This is a genomic window from Flavobacterium sp. (genome assembly GCF_044369455.1).
GTDB lineage: Bacteria > Bacteroidota > Bacteroidia > Flavobacteriales > Flavobacteriaceae > Flavobacterium.
Map to the genome: position 1 here is coordinate 1 of NZ_JBIPLW010000006.1, position 21,331 is coordinate 21,331.

The 21,331-nt window shown below is 32.6% G+C and carries 15 protein-coding genes; 6 read left to right on the plus strand and 9 right to left on the minus strand.

The window, feature by feature from the left end:
- Window positions 1-653: 653 nt before the first annotated feature.
- On the minus strand, window positions 654-1,694 hold the full coding sequence (locus ACIQ2L_RS07160; protein WP_396157480.1) for an AMP-binding protein: 1,041 nt from the start codon (window positions 1,692-1,694) through the stop codon (window positions 654-656).
- Window positions 1,695-1,698: 4 nt separating this feature from the next.
- On the minus strand, window positions 1,699-2,643 hold the full coding sequence (locus ACIQ2L_RS07165) for a lysostaphin resistance A-like protein (RefSeq protein WP_396157481.1): 945 nt from the start codon (window positions 2,641-2,643) through the stop codon (window positions 1,699-1,701).
- Window positions 2,644-2,711: 68 nt separating this feature from the next.
- Here ACIQ2L_RS07165 and arsC point away from each other — a divergent pair, with 68 nt between their 5' ends.
- Both arsC and ACIQ2L_RS07175 read left to right on the plus strand, forming a co-directional pair.
- Window positions 2,712-3,053: an arsenate reductase (glutaredoxin) gene (gene arsC, locus ACIQ2L_RS07170; protein WP_396157482.1), complete on the plus strand. Its 342-nt coding sequence runs from the start codon at window positions 2,712-2,714 to the stop codon at window positions 3,051-3,053.
- 68 nt (window positions 3,054-3,121) lie between these two features.
- Window positions 3,122-5,575 carry a TonB-dependent receptor domain-containing protein gene (locus ACIQ2L_RS07175; protein WP_396157483.1) on the plus strand — a complete coding sequence of 818 codons (2,454 nt, stop codon included), beginning with the start codon at window positions 3,122-3,124 and terminating at the stop codon, window positions 5,573-5,575.
- A gap of 53 nt (window positions 5,576-5,628) precedes the next feature.
- Here ACIQ2L_RS07175 and ACIQ2L_RS07180 read toward each other — a convergent pair whose 3' ends face one another.
- Window positions 5,629-5,802: a hypothetical protein gene (locus ACIQ2L_RS07180; RefSeq protein ID WP_396157484.1), complete on the minus strand. Its 174-nt coding sequence runs from the start codon at window positions 5,800-5,802 to the stop codon at window positions 5,629-5,631.
- A gap of 206 nt (window positions 5,803-6,008) precedes the next feature.
- On the opposite strand from ACIQ2L_RS07180, the gene fumC reads away from it, so the two are divergent.
- The gene (gene fumC, locus ACIQ2L_RS07185; RefSeq protein WP_396157485.1) at window positions 6,009-7,406 is read left to right on the plus strand and encodes a class II fumarate hydratase; all 1,398 of its coding nucleotides are present in this window, start codon (window positions 6,009-6,011) and stop codon (window positions 7,404-7,406) included.
- A 112-nt stretch (window positions 7,407-7,518) separates the two neighbouring features.
- Here fumC and ACIQ2L_RS07190 read toward each other — a convergent pair whose 3' ends face one another.
- Window positions 7,519-8,022, minus strand: a complete 504-nt coding sequence (locus ACIQ2L_RS07190) for a CAP domain-containing protein (RefSeq protein WP_396157486.1) — start codon at window positions 8,020-8,022, stop codon at window positions 7,519-7,521.
- Between the two features lie 527 nt (window positions 8,023-8,549).
- Between ACIQ2L_RS07190 and ACIQ2L_RS07195 the strand changes: the two genes are divergently transcribed.
- Entirely contained in the window at window positions 8,550-11,690 is a 3,141-nt protein-coding gene (locus ACIQ2L_RS07195; RefSeq protein ID WP_396157487.1) for a T9SS type A sorting domain-containing protein, read from the plus strand.
- A 107-nt stretch (window positions 11,691-11,797) separates the two neighbouring features.
- Here ACIQ2L_RS07195 and pdxH read toward each other — a convergent pair whose 3' ends face one another.
- The 3 genes from pdxH to ACIQ2L_RS07210 are packed head-to-tail and all read right to left on the minus strand — an operon-like array spanning window position 11,798 to window position 13,755.
- A complete protein-coding gene (pdxH, locus tag ACIQ2L_RS07200) occupies window positions 11,798-12,454 on the minus strand; it encodes a pyridoxamine 5'-phosphate oxidase (RefSeq protein ID WP_396157489.1) in 657 nt (218 codons plus the stop codon).
- Window positions 12,455-12,497: 43 nt separating this feature from the next.
- Entirely contained in the window at window positions 12,498-13,403 is a 906-nt protein-coding gene (locus tag ACIQ2L_RS07205) for a ribonuclease Z (RefSeq protein WP_396157491.1), read from the minus strand.
- Between the two features lie 19 nt (window positions 13,404-13,422).
- On the minus strand, window positions 13,423-13,755 hold the full coding sequence (locus ACIQ2L_RS07210) for a ribonuclease Z (RefSeq protein WP_396157492.1): 333 nt from the start codon (window positions 13,753-13,755) through the stop codon (window positions 13,423-13,425).
- 294 nt (window positions 13,756-14,049) lie between these two features.
- On the opposite strand from ACIQ2L_RS07210, the gene ACIQ2L_RS07215 reads away from it, so the two are divergent.
- Complete coding sequence (locus ACIQ2L_RS07215; protein ID WP_396157493.1) at window positions 14,050-14,409, plus strand: hypothetical protein; 360 nt, start codon at window positions 14,050-14,052, stop codon at window positions 14,407-14,409.
- Between the two features lie 85 nt (window positions 14,410-14,494).
- Here ACIQ2L_RS07215 and ACIQ2L_RS07220 read toward each other — a convergent pair whose 3' ends face one another.
- Both ACIQ2L_RS07220 and gyrA read right to left on the minus strand, forming a co-directional pair.
- Complete coding sequence (locus ACIQ2L_RS07220; protein WP_396157494.1) at window positions 14,495-15,733, minus strand: tetratricopeptide repeat protein; 1,239 nt, start codon at window positions 15,731-15,733, stop codon at window positions 14,495-14,497.
- Between the two features lie 139 nt (window positions 15,734-15,872).
- Window positions 15,873-18,485, minus strand: a complete 2,613-nt coding sequence (gene gyrA / locus ACIQ2L_RS07225) for a DNA gyrase subunit A (protein ID WP_396157495.1) — start codon at window positions 18,483-18,485, stop codon at window positions 15,873-15,875.
- 264 nt (window positions 18,486-18,749) lie between these two features.
- Here gyrA and ACIQ2L_RS07230 point away from each other — a divergent pair, with 264 nt between their 5' ends.
- Window positions 18,750-21,293: an ATP-dependent Clp protease ATP-binding subunit gene (locus ACIQ2L_RS07230; protein ID WP_396157496.1), complete on the plus strand. Its 2,544-nt coding sequence runs from the start codon at window positions 18,750-18,752 to the stop codon at window positions 21,291-21,293.
- The last annotated feature ends 38 nt before the right edge of the window (window positions 21,294-21,331 follow it).

The following is a 21,331-nucleotide window of genomic DNA, read 5'->3' on the forward strand; positions in this document are numbered from 1 at the left end:
CTGTGTTTAATTTTTGAACTTATAAATGCAATTTAAAAAAACACAAATTTCACCAATTCGCACAGATTTTAGTAGCTTTAAATTACACAATTAATTTTGCATAATTTGCTCCATTTACTCTCAGAGAGCTTCATGATTTGTGAAAATTAGTGAAATCTGTGTTTAATTTTTGAACTTATAAATGCAATTTAAAAAAACACAAATTTCACCAATTCGCACAGATTTTAGTAGATTTAAATTACACAATTAATTTTGCATAATTTGCTCCATTTACTCTCAGAGAACTTCATGATTTGTGAAAATTAGTGAAATCTGTGTTTAATTTTTGAACTTATAAATGCAATTTAAAAAAACACAAATTTCACCAATTCGCACAGATTTTAGTAGCTTTAAATTACACAATTAATTTTGCATAATTTGCTCCATTTACTCTCAGAGAACTTCATGATTTGTGAAAATTAGTGAAATCTGTGTTTAATTTTGTGAACTTATAAATGCAATTTAAAAAAACACAAATTTCACCAATTCGCACAGATTTTAGTAGCTTTAAATTACACAATTAATTTTGCATAATTTGCTCCATTTACTCTCAGAGAACTTCATGATTTGTGAAAATTAGTGAAATCTGTGTTTAATTTTGTGAACTTATAAATTTAAACTAATGTCTCTTTCCTCATTATTTTTCCAGTTGTGGTTTCTTTAAACTTAGGGATAAAAAGAATTTCCTTTGGTTTTTCATATTTATCTAAATCCTCATAAATAGAATGGTCAAATTCAACTTTATCTCCTTCAATAACAAGTATCAACTTTTCCCCTAACTCATTGTCTGGTTTTGAAGCAATAAAAAAACGTTGTTGAATTTTACTCATCAATTTATTCTCAATTTGTTCTGGAATTAGTTTTATACCGCCACTATTAATCACATTATCAATTCTTCCTAGGAAGATAAATTGATTTTCATTAACCAACTCTACAATGTCATTTGTAATAATAACTTCATCCGAAATTTTTGGAGCATGAATAACCAAACAACTCCTATCATCATAAGAAATCGTAATATGAGGTAAAACGGTAAACGCTTTTTCACCTAACTTTCTAGCGGCAATATGGGTTATCGTTTCGGTCATGCCATAGGTTTCATAAACTTCGGTTGATAATTTCATTAATTGCTTTTCCAAAGTTTTATTAACTGCTGCACCACCAACAATAAGCTTCTTTACTTTCTTTAATTCAGCTATAGAATTCTGCGCTTGTAAAGGTACCATAGCCACAAAATCAAAATCGATTTCATTATTGCGCATTGGATGTGAACTTGGTGCAACAAACTCTATATCGAGTCCTAAAATCATAGCGCGTACCAACATCATTTTTCCTGCTACATATTTAACGGGTAAGCATTGCAATGCTTTATTTCCTGGTTGCAATTCGAAAAAATCACCGGTAGCTAGAGCTGAATCAACCATGGCTTGCTTACTAACGCTAATTGTTTTTGGAGCACCCGTTGTTCCTGATGTTTCCATTTCGATATAACTTTTACTATCAAACCAATCTAAAAGAAAATCACCCACTGGTTTTTCAAATTCTTCTCCTTCTTTGATAAAACTATAAGCAACTCGACACAAATCTTCTCGAGTTAAATGAAATCCATTAAGCTTAAATTGGTTATGAACATTTTCATAAGTAGGGCTAGTCATAATTTTATAATTTTTGGGTTGATTCTATTTCTTTTATTTCAATAGTTCCTGTAAGTTTCTCTTTCCAGTTAGACCAATTATATTTTTTACTAAAGATAAACAGTAGCAACGGAAAAATAATAAGAACTGGCACCAAAATTTCAAATCCAGCCGATGGTTCTGAGATATCTTTAAAAACCGAATTAGTTTGAAAAGCAGACCAGTCAGAGGATACTAATAGTGCTGTAACTAAATTATTAGCAGCATGAAAACCAAGAGCCAACTCCATTCCTTCATCCATTAATGTAATAATTCCAAGAAAAAAACCAGTTCCAATGTAATAAATTAATATGATGTATCCCATTTTTTCAACCTCTGGATTGGCAATATGCATGGTTCCAAAAATAACTGATGTTAACATTAAAGGAAACCATCTGTTTTTAGCAAGTAATGCAAATCCCTGCATCAAATAGCCTCTAAATACATATTCTTCGGTGCTGGTTTGAATCGGAATTAATACAATACCAATAATGGCTAAAATTAAAAACGGGATGGGCTTAAAGTTTAAAACAAAATCTTGAGGGTTTGTATAAAACATTAGAAGTGTGCTCCCAGACGTTATAATTGCCCATAAAGAAAATGAAAATAAAATCCGTTTCCAATCAATCGTTTCTCTTGTGGTTGTTACAGATAATATGCTTTGTTTGTGTAAATGTTTAACAACTATAAAGAAAGCAACCAAAGCAACAACAAAAGATAGTAATAATAAAAATAATGTCGCATTTAAATCTAAAAATTTCATCATTTCCATTTCTGTAGTTGGAAATGATTTTCCCGATTTTACTACTTTAATGGCAATCGCAATAACCCAAGGAAGTTGCCCGAAGATTGATGCAGTAAAAACAATCAATGATCCAACTACGTATTTCCAAAATTTATTTGATGGTGAAAAACCATTTTCTAAAAACATAAGCCCTTTTTTTGTTTCGCCTAAATTAACTTTTTTTCAACTAAAAATAGTACTTTACCAAAAAAAATATGGTACAAATACTCCACAATCCTAGATGCGGAAAATCAAGAAATTGCATAGCTTATTTAACTGAATCTGATGTTTCGTTTGAAGTTGTCAATTACTTAGAGAATCCACTAACTGAAGAAGAAATAAAACTATTAGTTAAAAAACTGAATATCAAACCCATTGATTTAGTACGTAAAAAAGAAGTTATTTGGAAAGATAATTATAAGGATAAATCAGTAACAGATAATCAAATAATTAATGCGTTAGCAAAACATCCTATTTTGATAGAAAGACCAATAATTATCGATGAAAATAGAGCAATCATTGGTAGAGAAAAAGATAAAATTAGAGACTTTATTTAACAAACAGTTGGGAATAACTTATCAGGGAAACCATCTACCTTTGTAAAATAAAATTTGTATATACAAATATGAAAAATATCAACTATTTCAACACGTTTTTTTTAGTATTATTTTCGGCAATATGTTTTGGACAAAAACAGCCAGTTTCTTCCAAAATAATAATAACCGGTAAAATTATTGAAAGTACTAGTAAAAAACCCTTGGAATATGCAACGATAACGTTAATAAACACTACAAATCCTAAATCTATATATGGTGGAATTACCGACAATAAAGGTAATTTTTCTATAGAAGCTAGTGCTGGAACTTATGATATCCTATTCGAATTTATATCATTTAAACCATTCAAGCTTACTCAGAAACAATTAACATCTAATACTAATTTTGGGAAAATAAGTCTAGAAGAAGATTTTACTCAATTAAATGAAGTAGTTGTTCGGGCTGAAAAAACCACCGTTGAAATGAAACTTGACAAAAAAGTATATAATGTTGGTAAAGATTTAATGGTGAAAGGCGGTACAGTGAGTGATGTTTTAGATAATATTCCCTCAGTGACTGTAGATGTTGAAGGGAATATTGCTTTGCGTGGTAACGATAATGTAAGAGTATTGATTGATGGTAGACCATCAAACGCAATTAGTGTTTCGGAAGCTTTACGTTTAATTCCAGCTGATGCTATCGATAAAGTAGAAGTGATCACCAATCCGTCGGCCCGTTATGAAGCAGAAGGTGGTGGTGGAATTATCAATATTATTCTTAAAAAAGGTAAAAATCAAGGGATTAACGGAACTTTTATCGGAAATGTTGGCGACCCAAAAAACAATAGCTTAAACGGCACTTTAAACTATAAAACAAAAGAATTTAATCTTTTTACAACGCAAGGATATAGTGATAGAAATAATCCCGGGAATGCACTTGTTAATTCAAGATACTTGAACGATGATAATTCAACCAAAGACTTTATGAATGAAAATCGAACAAACGAAAGATTGAATAAAACGTACAATGGGAATTTCGGAATGGATTGGTTTCTAGATAAAACCCTTACGTGGACAAACATTGTGAATTTCAGAAGAAGTATTGGCGATAATACCGATAATGTTTTTCAGAATTACTACGATCAAAATTTCGTTTTTGATTATACCCGAAATCGAATCAATAGAGAAGATAGTAAAAGTAAGAATATAGAATACGCTACCAATTTTACAAAAAACTTCAATAAAGAAGGTCATAAATTAACCGTTGACGGCTCGTTTTCTGCAAATATTGATAAGAATACTGCTTTAATTTCTGATACAGCAACCAATACTCCAATTGAAACTTTCGACGAAACAACCAACAATCAAGATCAAAGTAGAAACTTAATTCAAACAGATTATGTTTTACCATTGGCAAAAGGAAGTCAATTCGAAGCAGGATATCGAGGTGATTTTTTAACCATTACAACCGACTTTAGTGTGATAAATAATGGTATTCCGGTTCCTGAATTTACAAATATATTAGAATACAAAGAAAAAGTAAATGCTTTGTATGTAAATTACGGATTTAAAGTAAAAAAGTTATCATTTTTATTTGGAACACGTTGGGAAGATTCTAACATAGATGTCAATCAATTGGCTACAAATGATTTTAATAATAAACGATATAACAATTTATTTCCAAGTGCCTTTTTAACCTATGAATTTGGAGATCAAACTAGTGCTTCCATAAGCTACAGTAAAAGAATACAACGACCAAGAGGTAGACAGTTAAATCCGTTTAACAACTTATCAAGTAACGTAAACATCTTTGTAGGGAATCCCGATTTAAATCCGTCATTCACTGATGCTATAGATTTAGGATATTTAAAAAAATGGAGTAAATTAACATTAAGCACTTCATTATATGGAAATAGAACTACAGATGCCATACAATTTGTGAGAAAAGAAAGTGGGGATTTTCAAAATGGAGTGCCTATTATCTTGAGCACACCCATAAACTTAGCAACAGAATATAGAACAGGTTTTGAGTTTACCTTTAATTATTCACCCTACAAATGGTGGAAACTAAATAGTAACTTCAATTTTTTCTATGTAGAAACAAATGGTGACTATAATTATATTGATTTTAATGGTAATCCCGTTTCTCAAAATTTTGATAATAGTGCTACATCATGGTTTACCCGTTTAACATCAAAAATCACGTTGCCCTACAAAATTGATTGGCAAACCAATGCTACCTATAATGGTTCTCAAAAAAATGCTCAAGGACGTAGTCTTGGTATTTTCTCTATGAATTTAGCTTTCAGTAAAGATGTTCTAAAAGATAAAGGAACAGTAGCATTAAATGTTAGTGACGTCTTCAACTCTAGAAAAAGAATTATGGAAACTTATATTCCTGGACTAGTAGAGTCATACGGAGAAATGCAATGGCGCGTAAGACAAATAAATTTATCGTTTACTTATAGGTTTAACATTCAAAAGAATGAAAGAGAAAAACCACGAAAGACACCTCAAGATGATGGTGGTGATTTCCAAGGATAATAAAACTAAAAAGCCCCGATTGGGGCTTTTTTTTGTAAACAAAAAGTTTAAATTTAAGCTGTTTGTTCTGCGTCTCGTTTTGCTTTTCGCTCTTGTAACAATTCTCTAACACCACCAAAAATCCAATAAGGAACAATGAAAGTGATTAAAAACATCATCAACCAAAAACCAATCGTTAGAATGGTTAAGAACGCTAAGAAACCTAAATACTGTTGAAATTCAAACATGTTTTCCGGAATTTTTTGAATTATACGCAAAGGTAAGTCGAAAATTAGTCCTATCCAAAAACAAAATCAATTTTTATTAAATAGTTTTTATGCGTAATTTTGTCGAACTTTTTTAGGAGCCATTTCCCGCTGTCCGCGCTACACGGTAGCTCGCTCCCATCGGGGCTAAAAACGTAAAGCTACTTAATAACATATATAAATACAAAATGGAATATAGAATAGAGAAAGATACCATGGGGGAAGTTAAAGTTCCTGCCAACAACTATTGGGGAGCGCAAACAGAGCGTTCCAGAAATAATTTTAAAATTGGCCCATCTGCCTCAATGCCCAAAGAAATCATCGAAGGTTTTGCCTATCTAAAAAAAGCTGCCGCCTATGCCAATTGTGATTTAGGCGTGCTTTCAACAGAAAAGCGTGATGCCATTGCTGCGGTTTGTGACGAAATCCTTGCCGGAAAATTAGCTGATGAATTTCCATTGGTAATTTGGCAAACCGGTTCTGGAACGCAAAGCAATATGAATGTGAATGAAGTGATTGCTAATCGCGCTCAAGTTTTAGCTGGATTTAAAATTGGCGAAGGCGAACAACTGGTAAAAGCCAATGACGATGTAAACAAATCACAATCGTCTAACGATACCTTCCCGACCGGAATGCACATTGCATGTTATAAAGCGGTGGTTGAAACTACCATTCCTGGAGTTGAAAAACTTCGTGATACTTTGGATGCAAAATCAAAAGAATTCATGAGTGTCGTCAAAATTGGTAGAACGCATCTTATGGACGCAACACCTATAACATTAGGTCAAGAGCTTTCGGGTTATGTTGCTCAATTAAATTATGGTTTAAAAGCACTAAAAAATACATTATCCCATTTATCCGAAGTGGCACTTGGCGGAACTGCTGTTGGAACCGGATTAAATACACCAGCAGGTTATGATGTAAAGGTCGCCGAATATATTGCCCAATTTACTGGTCATCCATTTGTAACTGCTCCTAATAAATTTGAAGCATTAGCATCACATGATGCCATCGTTGAAAGCCACGGCGCATTAAAACAAGTAGCTGTTTCCTTAAATAAAATTGCAAACGATATCAGAATGTTAGCCTCTGGGCCACGTTCCGGAATTGGAGAAATTATCATTCCTGAAAACGAGCCTGGTTCATCAATTATGCCCGGGAAAGTAAACCCAACACAATGTGAGGCATTGACAATGGTTTGTGCACAAGTTACGGGGAATGATGTTGCTATTGCTGTTGGTGGTATGCAAGGTCACTATGAATTAAACGTATTCAAACCCGTAATGGCTGCCAATTTCTTGCAATCTGCTCGATTACTCGGTGACGCTTGTGTATCTTTTGAAGAACATTGTGCTAATGGAATTGAGCCAAATTATAGTCGTATAAATGAATTAGTGAATAATTCACTTATGTTGGTTACGGCATTAAATACTAAAATAGGTTATTACAAATCGGCTGAAATCGCGCAAACAGCTCATAAAAACGGAACGACTTTGAAAGATGAAGCGGTTAGACTAGGTTATGTTTCTGCAGAAGATTTTGATGCTTGGGTAAAGCCAGAAGATATGGTTGGTAGTTTAAAATAACTGAATTTATCATAGTAATAAATAAAAAATCCCGACTCGTAGTCGGGATTTTTCGATTGGTCAAATCAAACAAAACAATAATCAAACTATTATTTTCTCTTGATACCTATGCTTATGACTTTTTCTTCATAAACATATTGGTGTAATATTTTTTTCCAGTTGTTTCATCAACCGATACTGAAATACCCAAATGAGTATAATCACCTTCGATGTTTGCTTTGTGCGCTGGACTGTTTAACCAAGCTGCCATGGCGCTTTCTGCAGTTTGATAGTTGTAAGCGATGTTCTCGCCTACTCGTTCTGCACCTAATACCTGAACCAGATTGTTTGATCTTTGTTGGAAATAATCGTGATTTACTACTTTATTATCAATCATGTAAATGTTGTGCTCTTCTGATTTGAAAGAAATGTGATTGATTACTTCTAGTGTATTCAATCCCAAGCTTGCACGGTGATTGTTAACAAGCGTAACTAATTTTAATTCTACTTGATTGTAGTTGTATGAAGTGACCACTTTATTGTCTGTTGAATTCGCTTCTGAAGCGTCAGAAGAACAAGATACCATAGTGAACACGATTGCTAACGGCAACAATGCTCTAAACATTTTTGCTTTCATAGTAGTAGGTTAAGTTTTAATAAAGTAGATGTGGGGCAAACACTTTATTTAGTTAATAATGACAGAATATTTTTTTTAAACTTAGTAGATGTGGGGCAAACACTTTATTTAAATAATTTTATAAGAACGTATTGTTTGATTTTGTTAGACAATTTTACTACTTTTATCGTTTAAATAACAAATAAAATCGATGAAATACATACTTTATTATTTATTATAAGATATATTCTTACTTATTAACAAATATTTAATAAATTAATCTATTTTCTTATAACAAAAAATCACTTCGAAAAGTGATTTTAAAAGAGTTATAGTTCAAGGGAATGAGGTTTGCTTTTCAAATTATGCATTTAAATAACTGTTTGTGTTTTTTAATAGAACATATAAACGAATATTCTTGCTTTTTATCGAATATTACATATTGTTAACACACCATGCAGTATATTCGTGAAACTAAACAATTGCGTCCTTACAACATATAAATTACCACAAAAAAAAATGAAGTAACAAATTACAAAATAAAAAATATGAAAAAACTATTACTTGCACTATTAACTACTTCGGGCCTATTTGCTCAAAACGAACCTAACTTACTATTTGCCAACAAAGAACAAAATTTGAATTTTGGTGGCGCAATTAACACAACCTTAAGTGCTAAAGATATTTTTGGCAATACCTATCTGGTAGGAACTTTTTCTAATGTATCCGATTTTGATCCATCAGCTGCAGAAGTAAACTTAACGGCTATCGGAAGCTCTGATTTATTTGTTGCTGTATATGACAGTAACGGAAATAATATAGGAGCTCAAAACATAGGCGGTACAGGAGTCGTTACTCCAACAGCAGTAGCGATTGCTGGTGGTTTTATTCACATTGCAGGAACATACACCAATACCATAGATTTTAATCCTAGTGCTGCTGTATCAAACTTAACTTCTACAAATCCCAGTGGCTCTGGCTTTTTGGCAAAATATGACCTTAACGGTAATTTAGTTGCTTGCAAAAGTTTTGACGGAACAGGTGCAGTAAATATTTTGGATATGAAAGTATTCAACAATGAAGTTATTATTACGGGAAGTTTAAGTTTATCTATGGATTTTGATCCTTCTGCAAGTACTTTATCATTAACTTCTAACGGCTTAACAGATGCTTTTTTAGCAAAATATGACCCTAATTTATTACTTCTCGGAGCAATTAGTTTTGGTGGCACAGGAAACGATTTGTCTTCTACAGTCTCAGTAGAAAGCAATGGAAATATTATTCTATCTGGACCTTTTATTGTAACCGTTGATTTTGATCCTTCTGCCAACACAACAAGTTTGTCAAGTTCTACTTCTAATCTTCAGGACATCTACATTGCGAAATACAGCAACAATCTTGCTTTTCAATGGGTAAAAGATATTGATGCACGACAACCCCTAAACAACAATCCAAAGTTGGTTTTAGACTCAAGTTCAAACATTATTATAACTGGAACTTTTGCGTCTACCTCAGATTTTGATCCTGGCGCAGGAGTTGTTCAAGTGTCACCGTCCAGCACTGCTGCACAAATTTTCTTAGCAAAATATGATGTGAATGGAAATTATGTATGGGTTAAAACTATAGGAAATACTGGTAGTGACATAGCACGTAATATTGCAATTGATACTACAAACAATATTTATATCATTGGAAACTTTGCAGGAATAGTAGATTTTGATCCTAACGCAGGCATTTCAAATTTAGATAGTTTGATTGGAACTAATTTTTTTGCAAAATATGACAATAATGGCGCTTACATCCATGCCAACAATTTAAATGTAACAATCAATGCTTTACTTGTTGATAATAATAATGAAACAGTATTATCTGGTACTTTCGCTGGATTGCGCGATTTCGATCCAGCAGCAACCACCGCAAATCTTAATACTATAAGTTCAAGTGCTTATCTTGCTACATACACTAGCAGCGGTGCTTACATTTTTGCCAAATTAATTGGTGGCAATAAACCCAGCAATCAAGTAACTAATTTTATTGCCACAGATGGAACTGGTAATATCTATAGAGTCGGTACATTATCAGCAACTACAGATCTCGATCCAACAGCTGCAACTTTTAATGTATCAAGTACAACTGCTCCCGGAATTTTTATTGCTAAATATTCCTCAAATGGTAATTCATTGCTTTGGGGTAAATCTTTTTCTGCAGCAGATGGCTCATCAGTAACATTTAACATAATGAATACAGACACTAATGGCAATACTTATATTACAGGTAGATTTTTAGGCACTGTAGATTTTGATCCTTCAGCAAATTCTGCCAATCTAACCTCAAACAACGGAACAAATTTTGCCTTTTACATGGCGAAATACGATAGTAACGGTAATTATTTGTGGGTAAAACAATTAGAACAATTAGGAGCGACTAATAGTGCAGGAGTAAAAAGAATGCTATTTGATGCTTCTGGTAATTTTTATATTACAGGCATAATAGGCGGGACAACTCCAATTGATTTTGACCCTTCCGCAGCAGCTGCAAATTACACACCGCAAGGCACTATAGATATATATTTTGCAAAATATAGCCCTGAGGGGAATTATATTTGGGTGAAAGGGATTGGTGGAACTGGTGGTGCAATAAATCAAACACATATTGAATTAAAAGGAAACAGCTTATTTTTATCAGGTTTATTCTTTGGTTCCGTCAAATTTAATCCTACAACAAGTGATTTAACAACCTCCATTGGTAGTGTAAACGGTTTTATAGCAAAATATGATTTAAATGGTAATTACCAATTTGCTTATGCTTTATTGGGAAATACATCAAATGACTCCACTGCAGCACTTAATGTTATTGCAGATGACGTTGGTAATTTTTATTTATTTACAATTCTTATAGGAACTGCCGATTTTGATTTATTACCAACTTCTACTTCATTAATCACATCAGGAACCTCTGGCAATTCTTTTGTAATATCTAAATATTCACCAACGGCAAGTCTATTGTGGGCTAAAACCTTAAATTCTAATTCAGCAACCATTGCCATCGGTCAAACTACTGTTCACGGATATGTCAATAATAATTCATTACTATTTGCTTACCCACTTTCGAACTCTGCAAATAGTATCTTTGGATTAGATTTAGATCCATCAGGAAATGATTTTATCGTTAATTCAAATCCATTAAAGACAAATATTATTGTTTCAAAATACAGTACCAATACTGGTGATTTAATTTGGGGTAATAAAATTGATGGAGATTATACTAGTGTATTAAATAGTACAAATTTTGATAGTAATGCAAACTTACTTTTATCTGGGGGTTTTCAAGGAAGTGCTGATTTCGATTTTTTAGCTGGTGTTCAGAATTTAACATCTGCTTCACCAAATAATCAAGACCGCTTTTATACTAAATATGACTCTAATACTCCACTACTGGGTCTAGATGAAAACAGCATTACTAAAGAGTATATTATTTATCCAAATCCTACAAACGGTATGTTGTACGTTTCTCATACGGCTTATGATGAGTTTAAAGTTGCGCTTATGGATATTACAGGTAAAGTATTGCAAAATGCAATTTTAACTAACCAAAAAGGAATAGATGTTTCTTCCTATTCACAAGGAATGTATTTCATTCAAATAGAGAACGGTTCAGAAAAAAGCAGTTTTAAATTTATTAAAAATTAGTAATCTTTGAAGCGCTTATTGTTTCAAAGTTAAACTGAAGCAAAAAACCCATAACAAGAAAATGTTATGGGTTTTTTGCTTTATTGGCATTAATCTAAATTAATTCTTTACGGTGAAAGTCGATCAACTTTCCAATTGAAATCATCCTGTAATTGATACCTAATTCTATCATGTAATCGGTTAGGTCTTCCTTGCCAAAATTCAACTTCGATTGGACGAACTAAAAATCCACCCCAAAACTCAGGTCTTAAAATTGGTTTGTTACTATAGTTAGTTTCAAGTTTTTTTAATTTATCATCCAAATATTCTCTAGATGGAATCACCTCACTTTGAGCCGAAACAAGGGCTCCAAGTTTACTTCCATCAGGTCTTGAATCGAAATAATTGTCTGAAACAGCTTCGGTAGTTTTCTCTGCTATTCCTTTTATAATAACTTGCCTTTCCATACTGTGCCAAAAAAATGAAAGACAAACGTTAGGATTATTGAGAATTGCTCTTCCTTTTTCAGAATTATAATTAGTATAAAAAATAAACCCTTCTTCATTATATTTTTTGAGCAAAACAACTCGTGCCTTTGGAAAACCGTCTAATCCAATAGTAGCAACCGTCATGGCATTTACCTCATCTCCCGAAGTTTCCGGACTACCAAGCTCTTTGATTTCATGAAACCATTTATGGAATAAATTAATAGGATCATCAGGAATTGAATTTTCAAGAAGTTGGCTTTTCTCGTAGGACTTTCTATAATTACTTAAGTCTTCCATTGTAAATGAATTATATGGTTACAAAATTACTATTATATTCTTTTTAAAACTCAAAAACACGGCCATCATCTGCCAAAAGCACGTTAGGAAAAATAGTTTCCGCTTCTTGTTGAAACAAATTAATAGTGGCATATCGCGTACTATAATGTCCCAAAAGTAATTGCTTAACAGTAGCTTTTTGAGCTATCGTTGCTGCTTCTTTCGCGGTGCAATGCATGGTTGATTTTGCTTTTTCTGCCTCAGATTCTAAAAAAGTAGTTTCATGATACAATACATCACAATTCGCAATTATTGGGATAATAGTTTCATCATACATCGTATCACTACAAAAGGCATAACTTTTGGGTTGGATAGGATCAAATGTAATTTCTGAGTTGGGTACTACAGTCCCATCATCAAGAGTGATGTCCTTCCCGTTTTTTATTTTTTGAAAATAACAAGTTTCAATATTGTACTTATGGACTTCATCAATATTAAGTTTACGGTCACCTATTTTTTCTTCGAACAAAAACCCATTAGTATAAATTCGATGTTTCAATGGAATTGTTTTAACCAAAACTTTTTCGTCTTCATATACAACTTCGCTTTCTTTAGAGGTTAGTTCATGAAAATAAAGATTATATCCCGTAAAAGAATTAGAATAGCGCAATTGAAGTAAGACAATTTCTTTGATTCCTTTTGGAGCGTATACATGCAAATCGGTTTTGCGATTGAGAAGCATAAAGGTAGATATCAAACCTACTAACCCATAAAAGTGATCTCCATGCAAGTGAGAAATAAAAATATGATTGATTTTGGAAAATTTAAGTTTATTTTTTCGCAATTGCACTTGTGTTCCTTCGCCACAATCAATTAGAAACATATGATTTCTGATTTCCAATACTTGGGAAGTAGGATTAGTTATTGTGCGTGGAGTTGCTGCATAACAGCCAAGAATAGTTAATTTCATTAGGTATAAGGAAAATTTATTAAAATCCTAAATCACGTTCAATCTCTTCCATTTCTATAATATCATTTGCTTCTAATAGGGTTGGAACGACAGTAAGTTGAGTTGGTACATCATTACAATTAATACTATCTGTTACTAATACTAATGACTTCTTTTCTTTCACATGTTTTTTTGCCAAATCGAGAAATAGTTTAACATCATTCATTGATACTGATTCATCATGAGTTAAATCAATAATTAAATTTTGACCTTTATAACTATTATACTCGTTCATTAATTTCTGGTGAAATTCTGCTGTATTGTATTGCGTGTTTTTTATTGTGGTGGTATGACCTTTTTTATCAACTTTCATTAGAATCTATATTTTTAATTATGATGCTAATTTACTAAGATTTTGTCACTAATCATTGATTTGTTATTTCGATAATTATTTAGATGATGTAGTTCATAGAAAATTATGGTTCTTCATCGATGAAACACCTCTTTTGTAAACATTCTATAGACGAACTGCATAAAAAAACGCTGAAAACCCTTGAATTCATTGATTTTGTCGATTAAACGACTTTTAAGGTTAGTTATCGAAAATATTTTCTTTGAACATAGTGTTGCAGTAGTTTTGATGAAGAAATAATAAAGAAACCAAATTATGACAACAACTAATAACACAACTTCTCAAACAAACTTTAGATTATTTGTTTTATTTGTATTGTTAGTTTTATCATATACTGGAGCATCTGCTCAAACAAACACTGCTAGTGTTGTTGCAACTACTTCAACTGAGGTTTCTATTTCTAAAGACGCTACAATTGTTATATCAACTGAGAACACTGTAGCATCTTCAATGGATTTCGCAGTTTGGTTTATGGGTTCTAAAAAAACTACAAACAATACATCAAACGGTACATTCAGCAAAAAACAATTAATTAACTCTGGTATCAATACAAACAGTGTTCTAATTAGATCTTTCTTGAAAAAAATGAGTTCTCAAGAAAATGGTGTTGCATAATTATGTTTCTATATAAATTTGGTTAGTTTAGGAAACAAAAAGTCCCGGTTCATACCGGGACTTTTTACTTTTATTTTTAGTTTAATTATATTTTAGATTTCAATGCTTTATACTTATCGGTCATTTCAAGAGCGTTGTAAACACTTAATAAAGTTTTCTTTGCTGATTCATTATCACTTTGTAATTCCACTGCTTTTTCAAGATATGGGAGTACGGATTTAAAGTTCTTTTCTCTTTCAGCTTTTAAAATTTCGTAACGCTTATTGTCTTTTTCTGAAGTTCCTAATTTATTCATTGCATCAACTAGGGGTACATCATTTCTTAATTTTAATTCAGAAAGGTTTAAAAGTGCATCAAAATAATTTGGATCAATTTCAATAGCTTTTTTATAATGCTTTTCAGCTTCCTCTAACTTATTAGCATCGGCACTAGTGACTCCTAAGTTAAAATATAACACTTTATTATTTGGATCATTTGCTAAAGCTTCATTAACTAATTTTGTAAAAGTAGCCATATCATTTAATTTTAGATACAAATCTGCTTCAGTCAAAATTAATGAGTTATCATTAGGATTTTCTTTTCGAGCCTCAGAAACTGCAGCTTTTGCCTCATCTATTTTTCCTTTATCAACTAATATTAATGCAATATTTTTATAGATTTCACCTTTTTTTGATTCTGCTTTTTCATCTCTTGGTTTTTCGTGGGTACCTGTTTTTACAAAAATATCTCTTTCATTTTTAGTGTTGAAAGTTTCTTCTTTACCAGATGCTTTATTAGTTGCCCAATAAATTGTTCCTTCACCACTGTAGTTTATTTGCTTCAATTCATAATAATAACTTAAAGCTTTGTCATAATCTAAACCATTTACGGCATAACTAGCAGCATAATATAATTTGTCTTGATCCTTTTTGTCTAATTGATAAACAGAGTACAAAACATCCCCAGCTTCTTTAAACTTTTTTGCTTCTCCTAAATTTACAGCAACATTAACAAGAATAGGTTTCAAACTATTGATGTCTTTTACAATTTCATCTGTATAAACTTTTTTCCCTACTTTCTTTTCATATTCCAATGTAGCGTTATAAGCAATAGCTAATTCTTCTATTGATTTTGGATTAAAAAGTTTAATTAATTGTGACGGATTGGCAGTAGGCCCTAAAATTGCCATTTCAATTCCTGGAGTACTTACTTTATAAAAATTATAATAAATTTTATCCCCTTCTTCTGTTGCGATTGGAGCTAATTTATCTAGGTTGGCTTTATATTCAACAAGATCATTGGCCGAAGGAGTTTCTTTATCATAAATTTTTTTTAACTTTTTCAACTCCTCTTTTTGAGCAAAAGATGATACAGAAACTAAAACTGCCGAAGCAAGTAAAATGTGTTTTATTCTCATTTTTTTTAAATTTTTAATTTATAATTAAAATCACCAAGTAAGAAAATTAATTGGTGATTTTTTTATTTTATTCATCATCTTCTGAATCATCTTCAGCATCATCGTCATCAACAATATCATCTTCGTCATCTTCTTCTATAGCAGAACCATCATCTTCAAGAATTTCCAAAACTGGTTTAACTCTTTCAATTGCTTCGACTTCAATAACATTTCCATCTTCATCAAGTTCTGGCTCAGAGATTTCATCTTTCATAACCTTAGTTACGGCAGCAATAGAATCGTTTCCTTTGATGTTAATAAGTTTCACACCTTGCGTTGCTCTTCCCATTACCCTCAAATCTTCCACTGCCATTCTAATTGTTAATCCCGATTTGTTAATAATCATCAAATCATCAGCATCTGTAACCGAATTAATAGAAATCAGTTTTCCTGTTTTCTCTGTAATGTTCAAAGTTTTAACACCTTTTCCTCCACGATTGGTAATTCTATACTCTTCAAGTGATGAACGTTTTCCATAACCATTTTCGGCTACAACCAAGATTTCACTTTCCATATCATTGACAGTAACCATTCCAATTACTTCATCCGTTTCATCTTTTAAAGTAATTCCACGAACTCCAGAAGCAGTTCTTCCCATCGGACGCGTCTTTGTTTCTTCGAAACGAACCAATTTGCCCGATTTAACAGCCAATATGATTTGGCTTTCACCATTGGTTAATTGCGCTCCTATTAACTCATCATCTTCTCTGATTGTAATTGCAGCTACTCCATTGACTCTTGGTTTAGAATACTTGTCTAAAGACGTTTTCTTGACCTGACCTTTCTTTGTAACCATAATTAAATTATGACTCAAAGTATATTCTTTATCTTTTAAATCTTGTGTACAAATGAACGCTTTAACTTTATCGTCCGATTCGATATTGATAAGGTTCTGTAATGCTCTTCCTTTAGCGGTTTTACTTCCTTCTGGGATTTCATAAACACGCATCCAGAAACATTTACCTTTTTGAGTAAAGAACATCATGTATTGATGGTTGGTGGCAACATACATATGTTCTAAGAAATCCTGATCTCTTGTTCCAGCACTTTTTTGTCCAACTCCACCTCTATGCTGTGTTTTGTATTCGGTCAAGTTTGTCCGTTTGATATAACCAGCATGAGAAATAGTAATAACCACATTCTCATCGGCAATCAAATCTTCAATACTTACATCTCCACCAGAATATTCAATTAGTGAACGACGTTCATCACCATATTTATCTCTGATTTCTATAAGTTCTTCTTTAATTAATGCTGTTCTTAGGTTTACATCAGCTAATAACGCTTTTAAATGCTCAATTAATTTCATTAAATCTTCGTATTCAGCTCTTAACTTGTCTTGTTCAAGACCTGTTAATTGACGCAGACGCATTTCAACAATAGCGCGAGACTGGATGTCAGATAAATTAAATCTTTCTATTAACTTTTCTCTTGCTTCTTCGGTGTTTTTAGAACTACGAATTAATGCAATCACTTCATCAATATTATCAGATGCAATGATTAAACCTTCTAAGATGTGAGCTCTTTCTTCTGCTTTACGTAATTCAAATTGCGTTCTTCTAACCACCACATCATGACGATGTTCAATAAAATAATGAATCATGTCTTTAAGATTCAACATTTGTGGACGGCCTTTTACTAAGGCAATATTGTTGACACTAAAAGAAGATTGTAATTGTGTAAACTTGTAAAGGGTGTTTAACACAACATTTGGAGTGGCATCACGCTTTAAAATATATACGATACGCATTCCGTTTCTGTCCGACTCATCACGAATATTAGCAATGCCCTCTATTTTCTTTTCATTTACTAAGTCAGCCGTTCTTTTAATCATGTCAGCTTTGTTGACTTGATACGGAATTTCAGTAACGATAATCGATTCACGACCATCAACTTCTTCAAAATTCACTTTAGCACGCATTACAATTCGACCTCGACCTGTTTTAAATGCTTCACGTACACCTTCCATGCCGTAAATAGTTCCTCCCGTAGGAAAATCGGGGGCTTTGATATGCGTGATTAATTCATCAATTTCAATATCATTATTATCCAAATAGGCCAGCGTTCCGTTGATCACTTCGGTTAAATTATGTGGCGGCATATTGGTTGCCATACCTACAGCAATTCCGGTTGCACCATTAATCAATAAAGTAGGAACACGCGTTGGCATAACAGTTGGTTCATACAAAGTGTCATCAAAGTTTAACTGAAAATCAACCGTCTCTTTTTCGATATCGGACATAATTTCTTCCGAAATTTTTTTCATTCTCGCTTCAGTATAACGCATAGCTGCTGGGCTATCGCCATCAACAGAACCAAAGTTACCTTGACCGTCAACTAATAAATAACGTAAACTCCATTCTTGAGCCATACGAACCATGGCATCATAAACAGATGTATCTCCATGTGGATGATACTTTCCTAAAACTTCTCCAACAATTCTTGCGGATTTTTTGTGAGCAGATTTTGAAGTTACTCCAAGATCATACATCCCATAAAGTACTCTTCTATGCACAGGCTTTAAACCGTCACGCACATCTGGCAATGCTCTTGAAACAATTACTGACATCGAATAATCGATGTAAGCTGATTTCATTTCATCTTCTATGTTAATTGGAATTAACCTTTCTCCGTCTGACATATTCTATAAATTATTTAATAAAAATTACTTTTAATTCGAAACGTGCTAATATAGGGTAATTAAAAAAAAATAGCGCTGTTTTTGAGTCACAAATTTTAATGATTTATTAACAAAATAGGGATAGTTTTTGGTTAATAAGTTAGTTGCATTACTACTTTTATTATTGGCATTTTTTTTGTCAATTAGCTGACAGTACTTTTAGTCCGAATGATTTTTGTTGAAATAATTCTAAATGACTAAATTTACTAGATCAATTATATATTTATGGATGATAATTTTTCCCCAAGAGTAAAAGACGTGATCACCTACAGCAAAGAAGAAGCTTTGCGATTGGGGCACGATTTTATTGGAACTGAGCATTTAATGCTTGGTATATTAAGAGACGGAAATGGTAAAGCAATTACTATTCTTAATAATCTTTCAATTGATTTAGAACATTTACGTAAAAAGGTAGAAATATTAAGTCCTGCCAACCCAAATGTTGAAATCAGTAATGAAAAAAAGAACCTGCACTTGACTCGTCAAGCAGAACGTGCTTTAAAAACTACTTTTTTAGAAGCTAAAGTTTTTCAAAGCACGTCTATAAGTACAGCACATTTATTATTGTGTATTTTAAGAAATGAGAATGATCCAACAACCAAACTACTGCATCGTCTAAAAATCGATTATAACGTAGTTAAAGAACAATATTTAAATATGACACCAAGCGACGAAGATTTTAACGATAATTTGCCAACAAACGAGTCTTATAATGATGATTCAGGACAAGATGACAGTTTGAAAGAAGGTAGTTTTAATAATCCAGCAAATAAGACTAATAAAAAATCAAAAACTCCCGTTTTAGATAATTTTGGGCGAGATTTGACTGAAATGGCCGAAGAAGGAAAACTCGATCCAGTTGTAGGTCGTGAAAAAGAAATCGAAAGAGTTTCTCAAATTCTGAGCAGAAGAAAAAAGAATAATCCTTTGTTAATTGGAGAACCTGGTGTAGGTAAATCTGCTATTGCCGAAGGTTTAGCGTTGCGCATCATTCAGAAGAAAGTGTCGCGCATACTTTTCGGAAAAAGAGTCGTGACATTAGATTTAGCTTCTTTAGTTGCCGGAACAAAATACCGAGGACAATTCGAAGAAAGAATGAAAGCAGTAATGAATGAATTGGAGAAAAATGATGATATCATTCTTTTTATTGATGAAATTCATACCATTGTTGGAGCTGGAGGCGCTACAGGTTCACTTGATGCTTCTAATATGTTCAAACCCGCTTTAGCACGTGGCGAAATTCAATGTATTGGTGCGACAACTTTAGATGAGTACAGACAATATATCGAAAAAGATGGTGCTCTAGAAAGACGTTTCCAAAAAGTGATTGTTGAGCCTACATCTGTAGAAGAAACAATAACAATATTAAACAATATCAAAAACAAATACGAAGACCATCACAATGTGATTTACACTGACGAAGCTATCGAAGCATGTGTTAAATTAACAAATAGATACATGTCGGAGCGTTTTCTTCCCGACAAAGCTATTGATGCTTTAGATGAAGCGGGTTCCAGAGTTCATATTACCAATATTGATGTGCCAAAACAAATCTTAGATTTAGAGCGTCAATTAGAAGAAGTGCGTGATTTGAAAAATTCGGTTGTTAAGAAACAGAAATATGAAGAAGCTGCTAAACTTCGTGATGATGAAAAACGTTTAGAAAAAGACCTCGCTATTGCTCAAGAACAATGGGAAGAAGATTCTAAAACGAATCGTATTCGAGTAACCGAAGACAATGTTGCCGATGTTGTTTCAATGATGACTGGAATTCCAGTAAATCGTATTGCACAAACAGAGAGTAATAAGCTAGCCCATTTGCCCGAATTAATTCAAGGAAAAGTAATTGGTCAAAATGAAGCCGTATTAAAAATTTCTCGTTCTATACAAAGAAATCGTGCTGGACTAAAAGACCCGAATAAACCAATTGGTTCGTTTATTTTTTTAGGTCAAACTGGTGTTGGTAAAACACAATTAGCCAAAGTATTAGCTAAAGAATTATTCGATTCTGAAGATGCATTAATTCGAATTGATATGAGTGAATATATGGAAAAATTCGCTATTTCTCGATTGATTGGTGCACCTCCTGGATATGTTGGCTACGAAGAAGGCGGTCAATTAACTGAAAAAGTCAGAAGAAAACCATACTGTGTAGTGCTTTTAGATGAAATTGAAAAAGCACATCCCGATGTTTTCAATATGATGTTGCAGGTATTAGATGATGGGTATTTAACCGATAGCTTAGGACGAAAAATTGACTTTAAAAACACTATTATCATCATGACATCCAATGTTGGAGCACGTCAATTAAAAGATTTCGGACAAGGTGTTGGATTTGGAACTGCTGCAAAAATTGCGCAAGCCGATGACAATTCGAAAAGCGTGATTGAAAATGCTCTAAAGAAAACATTTGCGCCTGAATTCTTAAACAGAATTGATGACGTAATCGTTTTCAATCCACTAGAGAAACACGATATTGATTTGATTATTGAAATAGAATTAAAAAAATTGTTTGGTAGAGTTTCAGAATTAGGATATACATTAAATTTATCAGACAAAGCTAAAGCATTTATTGCAGATAAAGGCTTTGACAAACAATTTGGTGCACGTCCGTTAAAAAGAGCCATTCAAAAATACGTTGAAGATGCTTTAGCAGAAGAAATTATCACTTCTAAAATAGCTTCGGGCGATGCCATTTTTATGGATTTAGACGAAACAGCTCAAGAGTTGATTGTTACCATAAAAAAAGCAAAAAAACCAACGAGTTAAGTAAATTAATAATTAATTTTTAACTACAAATTCACGAA

What these genes read in the sequence shown, in the direction of transcription:
- ACIQ2L_RS07160 (WP_396157480.1), bottom strand. Translation starts at nt 1,694, where the DNA reads ATGACTAGCCCTACTTATGAAAATGTTCATAACCAATTTAAGCTTAAT.
- ACIQ2L_RS07195 (WP_396157487.1), top strand. Translation starts at nt 8,550, where the DNA reads ATGAAAAAACTATTACTTGCACTATTAACTACTTCGGGCCTATTTGCT.
- ACIQ2L_RS07210 (WP_396157492.1), bottom strand. Translation starts at nt 13,755, where the DNA reads ATGAAAGTTGATAAAAAAGGTCATACCACCACAATAAAAAACACGCAA.
- ACIQ2L_RS07190 (WP_396157486.1), bottom strand. Translation starts at nt 8,022, where the DNA reads ATGAAAGCAAAAATGTTTAGAGCATTGTTGCCGTTAGCAATCGTGTTC.
- arsC (WP_396157482.1), top strand. Translation starts at nt 2,712, where the DNA reads ATGGTACAAATACTCCACAATCCTAGATGCGGAAAATCAAGAAATTGC.
- ACIQ2L_RS07215 (WP_396157493.1), top strand. Translation starts at nt 14,050, where the DNA reads ATGACAACAACTAATAACACAACTTCTCAAACAAACTTTAGATTATTT.
- ACIQ2L_RS07165 (WP_396157481.1), bottom strand. Translation starts at nt 2,643, where the DNA reads ATGTTTTTAGAAAATGGTTTTTCACCATCAAATAAATTTTGGAAATAC.
- ACIQ2L_RS07180 (WP_396157484.1), bottom strand. Translation starts at nt 5,802, where the DNA reads ATGTTTGAATTTCAACAGTATTTAGGTTTCTTAGCGTTCTTAACCATT.
- fumC (WP_396157485.1), top strand. Translation starts at nt 6,009, where the DNA reads ATGGAATATAGAATAGAGAAAGATACCATGGGGGAAGTTAAAGTTCCT.
- gyrA (WP_396157495.1), bottom strand. Translation starts at nt 18,485, where the DNA reads ATGTCAGACGGAGAAAGGTTAATTCCAATTAACATAGAAGATGAAATG.
- ACIQ2L_RS07175 (WP_396157483.1), top strand. Translation starts at nt 3,122, where the DNA reads ATGAAAAATATCAACTATTTCAACACGTTTTTTTTAGTATTATTTTCG.
- ACIQ2L_RS07205 (WP_396157491.1), bottom strand. Translation starts at nt 13,403, where the DNA reads ATGAAATTAACTATTCTTGGCTGTTATGCAGCAACTCCACGCACAATA.
- ACIQ2L_RS07230 (WP_396157496.1), top strand. Translation starts at nt 18,750, where the DNA reads ATGGATGATAATTTTTCCCCAAGAGTAAAAGACGTGATCACCTACAGC.
- pdxH (WP_396157489.1), bottom strand. Translation starts at nt 12,454, where the DNA reads ATGGAAGACTTAAGTAATTATAGAAAGTCCTACGAGAAAAGCCAACTT.